This is a genomic window from Bacillus cereus group sp. BfR-BA-01382, assembly GCF_022663475.1.
In the GTDB taxonomy this organism is placed as follows: domain Bacteria; phylum Bacillota; class Bacilli; order Bacillales; family Bacillaceae_G; genus Bacillus_A; species Bacillus_A thuringiensis_S.
The window spans coordinates 16,750-28,557 of sequence record NZ_JAKUFQ010000076.1 but is presented as its reverse complement, the minus strand read 5'-3'; the positions used below and the strand labels follow the sequence as shown (position 1 = coordinate 28,557).

The following is an 11,808-nucleotide window of genomic DNA, read 5'->3' as shown; positions in this document are numbered from 1 at the left end:
CTACTTCAGCTGCTGGACCTTCAGAATATACGCCGCCGCGCGCGTTTAATAATGCAATCTTCTTATCTCCAATTAGACCAACTGGACCTTCTGGCGTATATTTAAACGTTTTGCCAGCACGGTTTAAATAATCAATATATGTGTGTAGCACTGCTGGAATCGTTAAGTTCCATAATGGGAAACCGAAAACGACTTTATCAGCTTCTAAAAATTGATTTAAATACTTATCAGCAACTGCTACTGCTTTTGCCTCTTCTTCTGTTAAATCAAATCCTTTACCTGCCTTAAATGTACCATTGATCATGTCTACACCTACATATGGTAATTCTTCTTTATATAAATCAAGTTCTACTACTGTATCATTTGGATGTGCTTCTTTATAGTTCGCTAAAAATGCCTCATATAATTTTACACTAACTGCTTGTTCCGCTGGACGGTTGTTTGCTTTAACAAATAAAACTGTTGCCATTATTTCTTCCTCCTAGTACTCACTCTTATGTTGTTATATGCTTTCAAAAAAGGTATCCCTTGTAATTGTTGTTTTGTTGCTTACAAACATATTTTATCTTTATATCAATACATTTTCGTCCTCACATAGACGTATTTTTCCATAAAAAAAGTCCACCTTCTAAAGGCGAACTAGGTCTTACGACTTTTGTCTTATACAATTCCATTTTTCACTGCATATAACGCCGCTTGCGTGCGATCAGATAAATTCAACTTACTCAAAATACTACTTACATGAGCTTTTACCGTTTTTTCTGTAATAACTAAAACAGAAGCGATCTCTTTATTACTCATCCCTTTCGCTAATAGCTGCAGCACTTCATTTTCTCTCGCCGTTAGCACATCCACTTGAATAGAAGGTTCTTCTTCCTTTTCTTCCACAGGTAGTGTTTGAGAGAGAAGAGTATTTGCTATATCCGGATGTAATTGAATATTACCTTTATATGCGCTTCGAATAGCTTCAACAAGCTGATCCGGTTCTACATCTTTTAAAATATACCCACTTGCCCCCGCCCTTAACGCTGGTAAAACATGCGCCTGATCAGAAAAGCTAGTTAATACAATTACTTTCACATTCGGATATTCTTTTTTGATGCACGCCGTCGCCTCGACACCATCCATTTCGGGCATATATAAATCCATTAATACAACATCTGGATTCGTCTCCCCTACTTTCACTAACGCTTCTTTCCCATTATTTGCTTCTCCAACTAACGTTAAATCTTCCTGTGTACTTAAGAAAAATGCTAATCCTTTTAAAACGACTGTATGATCATCGACTAACAATACTTTTATTTTCACAAACTTCCCTCATTTTCACATCATAATGGTACATTTACTTTTACGCTCGTTCGCTTCTTACTACTTACAATTTTAATTGTTCCACCAACTAATTCTACTCTTTCACGCATCGTAGTCATGCCGAGTGATTTCTTCTCTTTTATATCCTTTTCTACAAAGCCGTTTCCTTGATCGACTATTTCTAATGATACATTCTTCTCTGTCACTTTGAAATAAATCGTTGATTCTCTGACATTCGCATGTTTACTTACGTTATTCAAAGCTTCTTGTCCAATTCTCCATAACGCTTCCTCTACTACACGCGGTAAATCACGAACACCTGTAACTTGTTCCCGAATTTTCAGTCCCAAGTTTTCACCGTACTGCTTTAAAGCTGGTAATAAACCTTTTTCTAATCCTGCCGGACGAAGCTGCCAAATTAATGTTCTCATTTCCTTTAAAGCTCCTTGCGCTAGTTCCCGCATCTCATGCAAAGATTGGTCAACCTTTTCATTTTGACCTTTTAAAACGGCCTCAGCCCCTTTTGTCATAAAGGTTAATGAAAATAATTTTTGCGAAACAGAATCATGTAAATCCCTTGCTAATCGGTTTCTTTCTTCCAGTCGTACGAGTTCACGGCGCTGTTCGTTTAACCTTAGATTCTCTATTATTAATGAAACGTGATTCGATAATGCTTGAATTATATCTATTGTATTAACATCAAATTCTCCATTATTTAAACTAACACATAAAACACCAAATATATGATTTTGAATATGTATTGGCGTAGCAATAACAACTCCATTTACACGTTTTAATAGAGCTAGCTCACCTTGTTCTAACGCCTTCTTTGCCGCTTCTTTTACATCCTCTTGTAACTCTTCCTGCCCATAAGAAGCTCGCAAAGATAACTCTATTTCTTCCCTAATAAAAAACGCCACTTGATTCCACTGAAATACTTCACCTACGTGATTTACCACCTTTTCAGATAATACATTAAACTTATGAATCGTTTTTAAAGCTTGAATAAACCGCTCCAATTTCACATAGTAATGTGCTCTTCGCTTTTCATTTTCATATAATTTTGTTCGCTTTAAAGCCGTCCCGATTTGGAAAGCAACTGATTGGAGCAATACTAATTCTTCTTCCGAAAAATGTGTTTTACCTGGGCTAGCTATATTTAAAACACCAAATTTCTCTCCTCCAGCCTTTAAAGGAACCGTAGCATGATGAAGAATTCCTTCTGTATCTCCCCAATTATATTCAATTGCATTATTAATTCTTTTACATTCAATAATATTAACGGCTCTCTCTAATTTCCCATCTACGAAGCCGCGTAAACACCAACACTCACCTTCACACATCGGGCGTTTATTTTCATATTTAAGTGCCTCTGGTAACTGGTAATCGATCACCTTCGTATACTTCCCATTTTCATCCGCAAGAAAAATCCAGCCTGTCGTTAAACCTGTTACACTGAGCAATTTTTCTAGTACTGCTTGCAATACATGATATGTATCATTTGATGTATTTAATGTTTCTGCAATTTCCTTTAATATAACTAATTCATTTGTACGATTATCTCGAAACATACTCAGTCTCCTGCATACAAGATTTTAAATAGCTCTTAAAATAAATCATCTACTTTTCACTTTGTACTTATTCGTAACATTGATATAATGGTGAAAACATAGTTTTCATTATATCACTTGAGGGGGCTTTCATAATGACATTAAATAAAGCACTTACTATCGCTGGTTCTGACACAAGTGGCGGTGCTGGTATACAAGCAGATTTAAAAACATTCCAAGAACTTGGCGTATACGGAATGACATCTCTTACAACAATCGTAACGATGGATCCACATAACGGTTGGGCACATAACGTATTTCCAATCCCAGCTTCTACATTAAAACCACAATTAGAAACAACAATTGAAGGTGTTGGCGTAGACGCTTTAAAAACAGGTATGCTTGGATCAGTAGAAATTATTGAAATGGTTGCAGAAACAATCGAAAAGCACAATTTCAAAAATGTAGTAGTTGACCCTGTTATGGTATGTAAAGGTGCAGATGAAGCATTACATCCTGAAACGAACGATTGCTTACGTGACGTTCTTGTGCCAAAGGCATTAGTTGTAACACCAAACTTATTTGAAGCTTACCAATTAAGCGGTGTGAAAATTAATTCTCTTGAGGACATGAAAGAAGCAGCGAAGAAAATCCACGCTTTAGGTGCCAAATACGTACTAATTAAAGGTGGAAGCAAACTTGGTACGGAAACTGCAATCGACGTCCTATATGATGGAGAAACATTCGATCTTCTAGAATCAGAAAAAATCGATACAACCAATACACACGGTGCAGGTTGTACATATTCTGCTGCAATTACAGCAGAACTTGCAAAAGGAAAACCTGTGAAAGAAGCAGTAAAAACTGCTAAAGAATTCATCACAGCTGCTATTCGTTACTCATTCAAAATTAACGAATACGTAGGTCCAACTCACCATGGTGCATATCGTAAATTCGTTGTATCAAAAGAACTTGTCTAATATATAAATAAAAACACTCACAAGGTTCATACATTGCCTCTGTGAGTGTTTTTTATAAGCTTTATGTCTTCTGGTCATCTTATCTTTAAGATGCAGAGCTGACCTTATTTCTACCATTTCGTTTCGAGTAGTATAACGCATCATCCGCCGCTTGAATAAATTGCTCTGATGACCCTTCATACTCTGAAACCCCTACCGAAACCGTAATTTTTATTTTTGTTCCATCTAACAATTGAAATGGGTGACTTTCAACAGCTATACGAATTTGCTCGCCCATACGAATTCCGTAAGCTAATCCCTTATTCGGTATCAAAAGCGCAAACTCCTCTCCACCCTTTCGAAAAGCCAAATCTGGAAATTGTGAAGTTTCTCGTAAAATACATCCTACTTGTTTTAACACTTCGTCCCCTGCAGGATGCCCGTACGTATCATTTACATACTTAAAGTGGTCAATATCTATAAGTAGTAAACAAAGCGAATCATTTTTCATGTTCTTATTACTAATATGACGATTCATCTCTAAATCAAACTGTCTTACGTTTCCTAGACCTGTCAATGCGTCTACCGTTGCGTATTGCTTCATCGTTTGGAATAACTCATTGGATTGTAAAACGTAATTTGCACTTATGAATGTTATGTAGCCTGTAATAATACTAGAAATTAAATATAATCCTACTATGTTAATATCTTTAATTAACCATATATATAGTGAGGGGATTAGAATAGATAAAATATATGTATGTAACCATGCCCACTTTTCTCCTAGAGAGATATTTAGACGCGAAATAAAGATACTACCTACTCCTATCGCAATAATTGTATAAAAAGCTACTTGAGAAGCTAATGAATAATCCATAAATAATAACCTAGTTACTAAAATCATACTAACAGCTATAGTACTCGCTATCGGGCCTCCAATTATAACAGCTAAAATAACAGCTAAGTAGCGCAAATCCAATAGGATGGTACCAACATGAACACCGAAATACATTAGTAATATACCTAATATTCCAGTAAGAATACCTACTACACATTTCTGCCAAAGAGAAAACTCTTCTTTTAACGGCCTATCTCTTAAAAGCTGACCTCCAACAAAAATAAAGGAAAGAATAATTGTTGTATTTACAAATAAGTCCCTTAACATAAAATAATCTCCCTACTTTTCCATCTATCCCCTTCCCCACTTTATTGTATACGAAATCCCTATAATTCCCAAAGTTTTTTGTTTATTTTTTGCTGTTCCACGTGAAACAGCAAAAAAATAAAAAGGGCGAAAACTCGCCCTTCTTCATTAACAACAGCGTGATATTTTTCCACCCTTTGCATTAAATCTTGCTTCTTGTGCCTCAGCAAAAAATTGCTTTTGACATACAACCTCTTCTTCAGGATGATGCTTTTTCATATGCTCCACATATACTTCATAACTTGGTACCCCAACGAGCAAACTAATAAAGCGTTTTCTTTCCCCCCATACTTTCCGTAGTCGTTTAAGCATAATAGTTCCTCGACTCACTTTCATCTCTAGAAATATATGCTGCCTCTTTTAGCAGCATCGGCTTATTTCTTAATACTTGAATCCAAATTCGAATTGCAGAAATTAATACAGCGATTACAACTATCATAAAAATCCCGCAAAGCGCTGCATCAATATAATCATTGAAAATAATTTGCTTCATTTGAGCAACATTTTTAGCTGGTGCTAACACTTTCCCCTCATCTAATGCTCCCTGGAACACCTTTGCATGAGATAGAAATCCTATTTTAGGGTTTTCATGAAATAGCTTTTGATAACCCGCCGTCATCGTTACAATAAGCAATCCAACAGTTGGAATAAGTGTCACCCAAACATATGCCTTTTTCCCCATTTTGAACAAAATTGTCGTTCCAAGTAATAATGCAATACCTGCTAACATTTGATTTGCAATACCGAAAAGTGGCCATAATGTATTAATTCCACCAAGCGGATCTACTACCCCTTGGTACAAAAAATAACCCCATCCTAATACACATAACGTTGTAGCTATTACATTTGCTAATGTAGAATCTGTTTTCGCAAACGGCTTATATACATGCCCTAAAATATCTTGAATCATAAATCGTCCTACACGCGTTCCTGCGTCAATCGTTGTTAAAATAAATAGGGCTTCAAAGAGAATAGCAAAATGATACCAGAATGCCATCATCGCCGTTCCACCTATTACTTGTGAGAAAATATATGCCATACCTATCGCTAACGTTGGTGCGCCACCTGTACGTGATAAAATTGTTTGCTCTCCAACATTTACAGCAAGTTCTTTTAGTTCATTTGGTGTAATAGCAAATCCCCATGAAGAAATAACTTGAGCTGCCTGCGATACATCCGTACCAATAAGTGCTGCCGGACTATTAATCGCAAAATAAGTTCCTGGTGTTAATACACAAGCTGCAATCATTGCCATCGCAGCTACAAACGACTCCATTAACATTGCTCCGTAACCAATTGGCTGTGCATGTCCCTCTTGTTCAATCATTTTTGGCGTCGTACCTGATGAAACAAGAGCATGGAATCCAGAGACTGCACCACAGGCAATCGTAATAAATAAGAACGGGAATAAATTACCGGAGAAAACAGGACCTGTTCCATCAATAAATTGCGAAACTGCTGGCATTTGTAAATCAGGTGCTACAATTAAAATACCTATCGCCAATCCAACAATTGTTCCAACTTTTAAAAATGTACTTAAATAATCACGTGGTGCTAATAACATCCAAACTGGTAATGCAGATGCAATAAATCCATATACAATAAGCATAATAGCAATTGTTTCGCCACTAAATGTGAACATACTTGCAAGTGTTGGATTTTCTGCTACATACTGTCCTCCAATAAGAGATAAAATAAGTAGGATAATACCAATTACTGACCCTTCTCCAACACGACCAGGCCTAATATAGCGCATGTAAACTCCCATTAAAATAGCGATGGGAATCGTTGCTGCTATCGTAAACATTCCCCAAGGACTTCCAATCAGTGCCTTTACTACGACTAACGCTAATACTGCTAATAAAATAATCATAATTCCTAAAATACCTATCATTGCAATTAGTCCTGTAACAGGCCCAATCTCATCCTTAATCATTTCTCCTAACGATTTACCATTACGTCTCATCGAAGCAAATAAAATGACAAAATCTTGGACAGCCCCCGCAACAACTACCCCAACAATAATCCAAATGGTCCCTGGTAAATATCCCATTTGTGCTGCTAAAATCGGTCCTACTAAAGGTCCCGCCCCAGCAATCGCTGCAAAGTGATGTCCAAACAATACCCACTTATTTGTTGGAACATAGTCTTTCCCATCGTTTAATGTATGGGCTGGTGTTTGACGATTATCATCTAAATTAAAAACCTTTCTCGCTATAAATCTACTATAAAAGCGATAAGCAACTGCATATACACATACAGCAGCTACTAAGAGCCATACAGCATTAATGGTTTCACCTTGTGATAAAGCTATTACCCCAAAAGCCCCTGCTCCTACTGCTGTAATAACGCCCCAAAGTAAGATCGATTTCAATGTCTTCACATACAATTCCCCCAATACTATTTCTTAGTGGAGATTGTACTAAATTTTCTGAATATTTAACTTGAATCCTCCCTATCATGAAGGATTTTCAGTTTATCATGTTAAAATACTCTCATTACCTACTATAATTCAATTTTATTTCGAAGGCGTTTTACATAATTACGACTGACTGGAATCGGTTGCTCATCATACCTATCTAAATACAAATTATACGTGCCATTATAATAAGGTTTCAGTTCTTTTACATATGACATATTAATTAAATAGCTTTTATGCACACGTAAAAAATCATATGCATTTAGCTTATTTTCTAATTCCTGAAGTGTATATGTTGAAATATACTGATTATTCGTTGTGTAAATTGAAACAGTTTTATTTTCTTTATTTTTACTTACATATACGATATCTTCTGGAAGAATATATCGTATACCCTCTTGACTTTCTATCGGTAGTTTCCGCAAATAACTCTTTGCTTTCTCACCTTGTTCTTTACCTATTTTATATAAAAGAAATTGTAAATCTTCTTCACGAAATGGTCGTAATAAATAATAAAATGCTTGGAAACGAAAAGCTGTAATAGATTCCTCTATGTTTTCACCTACAAAAATAAATTTTGTATAGCAATTTATTTCTCGTAATAAACTTGCATATTCAAAACCAGTACCATCTAGTAATTTGGAACTTAAAAAAACAAAGTCTGGTATATGTTTTTTCATCATAAATAAAGATTCTGTTCCTGTCTTTGCTTCAAAACATTCTACATTTCTCATATTTTCAGTGAAATTTTCAGCTAACTCTCTTCTCTCTTCTGCCTCTTCCATGATCAGTAAAATTTTCATTTCTTCAACCACCTAATTCTTTGTCCATATGTCCTGCTGTATACATTCGCTTTTATAAGAAATAATCCCTTTTTCTTACTATACCATTATTTATCTAAAAAAACAGAAAAAAGGAAACCACTTCGGTTTCCTCTCCCCCTTTATCCTACATTAACTGCCTAGAAAGAGCGGAGTAGTGTAGGGTAATAAACGGTCAGGGCTACGTTTAAAATTTCACTTTATACTAATTCTCGTTGCTTCGTTTCCTGTCCAAGTATTACTACAGCGAATACACCAATTAAAATTGATCCGCAGAAAATCGTAAATATTAGTGATAGTGAAGCTTCTGAGGCAACTAAATACCCCACTAATAGTGGCCCAAGAATACCACCAATACGCCCAAATGCTGCTGCCATTCCTGCACCAGTACCACGAATAACCGTCGGATACTGTTCAGGTGTATAGGCGTATAATGCTCCCCAAGCACCTAAGTTAAAGAAGGATAGTAACATACCTGCCACGATTAATACTGTTAATGAATCCGCAACCCCAAACAAATAGGCACTGCAAGCTGTCCCGATTAAATACGTAACCAACACAAATTTACGACCGAGACGTTCAATAAACCAAGCAGCGGTGAAATATCCTGGAAGTTGAGCTAATGTCATAATAAGTACGTATTGGAAACTTTTTATTAAACTAAATCCTTTTAGCACCATTACACTCGGTAACCAAAGGAACATTCCATAATAAGAAAAGACAACACAAAACCATAGAATCCATAGCATAATTGTTGCTTTACGATATTCCCCAGACCAAACTGATTTTATATTTTCAATAACAGATGGTCTTTTTTCAACTTTTTGGAACCTTGGGGAATCCGGTAAATTCCATCTTAAATATAAAGCATATAGTGCTGGAACTGCACTCAATACCATCGCAATTTCCCAACCATATTTAGGAATAACAAAATACGAGATAAGGGCTGCAATTAGCCATCCACCTGCCCAAAAACTTTCTAATAACACAACAATTTTCCCACGCTCATGCGCTTCAACACTCTCTGATACTAGTGTAGAGGCAACCGGAAGCTCTCCGCCAAGCCCCATACCAATTAAAAAGCGTAAAACGAGAAACATCGCGAGTGTCGTTGTTAATGCAGTTAAACCACTACCGATAGAAAATAATAATAATGTAATAATAAAGACTGATTTTCGGCCTATTCTATCTGATAGTATCCCAAAAATAAGCGCTCCTACTGCCATACCGATTGAGTTAATACTGCCTATCCAGCCCATTTCCTGGCTCGTTAATCCCCAATCCTTTTGCAAGGCTACCATTACAAATGAAAGCATTCCAACATCCATTGCATCAAATAGCCATCCAAGTCCAGCTATACCAAGTAGTTTGCGCTTCGAAATTTCTTTTACCTTGCCCACTAGAAGTCCTCCTCACACAGGTGTCTTTACACATCATTTTACATGTGTGAATTGTATAAGTAAAATACTTTTGTGTAAAAAATTCTCCTTCATCATTCCCAAAAAGTAAAACGTCTATCCCGATTGGTGAGGGCTAATAATCAGTAGGGATGACTCACTGATTAAAGTTTCACTTCATTAAAAATGAATAAATAAAAAAAAGTAGCGATATTTCGCTACTTTTTCGAACGCATTACTTCTTTTAAAAATTCCGCTAATACTAACTGACGACGCCAGCGTGTTGGATTACTGCATAATCTATAAAACCACTCTAAATGAATCGCTTGAATCCATTTTGGTGCACGTTTTACCTCTCCAGCCCATACGTCTAAACTTCCACCCACTCCAACAGCCATTTTCGTTTCTAAACGATGCTTATTGTTTTGGATAAAGTTCTCTTGTCTCGGGAAACCGAGTGCAACAAGTAATAAATCTGGTTTTGCTTCTTGAATGCGAGAAATAATATTCTCTTCGTCTTCTTGTTTGAAATAACCATCTTGTGTACCGGCGATGGATACAGCTGAATATGTCTTTGTTAAATGATCTGCTGCAGCTTGTACAACATGCGGCTTTGCACCTAATAAGAAAACAGATACTGGTTTACTATCTTCTGATAACTTCGCAAGTAAATTACACATTAAATCAAAACCTGCTACACGTTCTTTTAAAGGTGTACCAAGCATGCCGCTTGCCTTTACAACCCCAATACCATCAGGTGTAATTAAATCTGTATTCAATAATGTTTGATAGAACTTTTCATCCTTTTTTGCGCACATAACAATTTCAGGGTTTGCTGTTACTACCTGAAACGTATGAGTTCGCTCCGCTTCTAGTTGTTCTTTTAAATATTTGACCGTTTCATCCATTGTCATTGTAGAAAAAGGAACGCCTAGAATATCAACTGTTTGTACTGCCATAGTTAACTATCCTCTCTATCATTACAAGTTTTTCGCTATTAATTGCTTATATGTTTCCTTTGTATCTTCATATAGTTTTTGAAGTGAGAAATTCATAGTAGCATGCTCATAAATATGTTTACCCATTGCTGCTAATTCTCCAGTTTTCCACTTATCATACGCTTCTTCTAAAGCTAATGCTAATGCCTTTCCATCATCTGTTGGCACAATCCATCCGTAAGTTTCATCTACGATTAATGGTTCAATTTCTCCAGCCCTAGTCACAATTGATGGTACGCGTTGATTTGCCGCTTCTAATAAAACTAGTGGGAACCCTTCACTATGAGAAGTTAATAAATTTACATGTGACGACGCAAATAATTGTTTTACATCTTGACGATGTCCTAAAAACTCTACTTTATCGTTAATCCCTTTTTCAGTAGCTAATGACTTTAGATTTTCTTCTAATGGGCCATCGCCAACTAATAATACTTTAATTTTCTCCAATTTTGTTTGTTGTAACGCATCGAATAAAACTTCATGTCCTTTGACAGGATGTAATCGCGCTACTTGGATTGCCGTAAATACATCTTCAGCAATATTGAACATTTCTTTTTTATTATAGCCTTCTGCTTTTTCCTTATCGTATTCAATTCCATTATAAATAACATGCATCTTTTCATTTGAAATCCCTAATGCTGCCAGGCTTTTTTTCAATCTATTTGTTACAACGAAAAATAAGTCTATATTTTTTAAGGCTTTCAAATTTAATTTCGTAAAAATCCAACCTTTGAAGCCCTGTTTAGTAAAGTCTTGAAATGGATCACTATGAATAGTCGTTACCCATTTTGCCTTTATTCTCTTTTTCATTAAAGAAACATAGAAATTAGCCCTAGGACCATGCGTATGAACTACATCAAATTTTTCTTTATTAATAAATTCACTTATATTCTTTAAAATGGATAAATCATAGCGCGATTTTTGTGAAAACACATGGACTTTTATCCCTAATTCCCTTGCTTCCTTCGCAACAATTCCATCTTCAAATACTGCTAATTCTACTTCACCAGTTGGAAACTGATCGAGAAGTGAAATAATATGTGTTTTCCCTCCCCCATCTTCTGCTCCTGCATTCATATGCAATATTCTCATGTTTTTTCCTCCTTTAAATCCTCGCTACGTTTCCAGCTATTTTTATTTTAATGTACTAAA

General features: G+C 36.0%; 11 protein-coding genes. 1 reads left to right on the top strand and 10 read right to left on the bottom strand.

All coding sequences use genetic code 11. The features are described 5' to 3' along the window. The 3 genes from MR160_RS24075 to MR160_RS24065 form a co-directional block, all read right to left on the bottom strand. On the bottom strand, window positions 1-469 hold a 469-nt coding region (locus MR160_RS24075), incomplete at its 3' end, for an FMN-dependent NADH-azoreductase (RefSeq protein ID WP_242298194.1). A 191-nt stretch (window positions 470-660) separates the two neighbouring features. Further along, complete coding sequence (locus tag MR160_RS24070) at window positions 661-1,308, bottom strand: response regulator (protein ID WP_000695816.1); 648 nt, start codon at window positions 1,306-1,308, stop codon at window positions 661-663. Between the two features lie 20 nt (window positions 1,309-1,328). Then, window positions 1,329-2,879: a GAF domain-containing sensor histidine kinase gene (locus MR160_RS24065; RefSeq protein ID WP_242298192.1), complete on the bottom strand. Its 1,551-nt coding sequence runs from the start codon at window positions 2,877-2,879 to the stop codon at window positions 1,329-1,331. A gap of 134 nt (window positions 2,880-3,013) precedes the next feature. Between MR160_RS24065 and pdxK the strand changes: the two genes are divergently transcribed. Next, complete coding sequence (pdxK, locus tag MR160_RS24060) at window positions 3,014-3,838, top strand: pyridoxine/pyridoxal/pyridoxamine kinase (protein ID WP_000174252.1); 825 nt, start codon at window positions 3,014-3,016, stop codon at window positions 3,836-3,838. Window positions 3,839-3,923: 85 nt separating this feature from the next. On the opposite strand, the gene MR160_RS24055 is transcribed toward pdxK, so the two are convergent. From MR160_RS24055 to MR160_RS24025, 7 genes are all read right to left on the bottom strand, one after another. Beyond that, window positions 3,924-4,982, bottom strand: a complete 1,059-nt coding sequence (locus MR160_RS24055; RefSeq protein WP_000942921.1) for a GGDEF domain-containing protein — start codon at window positions 4,980-4,982, stop codon at window positions 3,924-3,926. A gap of 147 nt (window positions 4,983-5,129) precedes the next feature. Next, window positions 5,130-5,333, bottom strand: coding sequence for a YbdD/YjiX family protein (locus tag MR160_RS24050; RefSeq protein WP_000919819.1), 204 nt, complete (start codon window positions 5,331-5,333; stop codon window positions 5,130-5,132). Then, the gene (cstA, locus tag MR160_RS24045; RefSeq protein ID WP_000854306.1) at window positions 5,326-7,404 is read right to left on the bottom strand and encodes a carbon starvation protein CstA; all 2,079 of its coding nucleotides are present in this window, start codon (window positions 7,402-7,404) and stop codon (window positions 5,326-5,328) included. The genes MR160_RS24050 and cstA overlap by 8 nt, the downstream gene beginning before the upstream one ends. Before the next feature lie 122 nt (window positions 7,405-7,526). After that, window positions 7,527-8,243, bottom strand: coding sequence for a LytR/AlgR family response regulator transcription factor (locus MR160_RS24040; RefSeq protein ID WP_000698255.1), 717 nt, complete (start codon window positions 8,241-8,243; stop codon window positions 7,527-7,529). Between the two features lie 218 nt (window positions 8,244-8,461). After that, window positions 8,462-9,661: an MFS transporter gene (locus MR160_RS24035; RefSeq protein ID WP_000521109.1), complete on the bottom strand. Its 1,200-nt coding sequence runs from the start codon at window positions 9,659-9,661 to the stop codon at window positions 8,462-8,464. A 215-nt stretch (window positions 9,662-9,876) separates the two neighbouring features. Beyond that, on the bottom strand, window positions 9,877-10,617 hold the full coding sequence (locus MR160_RS24030) for a WecB/TagA/CpsF family glycosyltransferase (RefSeq protein ID WP_000290744.1): 741 nt from the start codon (window positions 10,615-10,617) through the stop codon (window positions 9,877-9,879). Window positions 10,618-10,638: 21 nt separating this feature from the next. Next, window positions 10,639-11,748, bottom strand: coding sequence for a glycosyltransferase family 4 protein (locus MR160_RS24025; protein ID WP_001221223.1), 1,110 nt, complete (start codon window positions 11,746-11,748; stop codon window positions 10,639-10,641). Window positions 11,749-11,808: the final 60 nt, after the last annotated feature.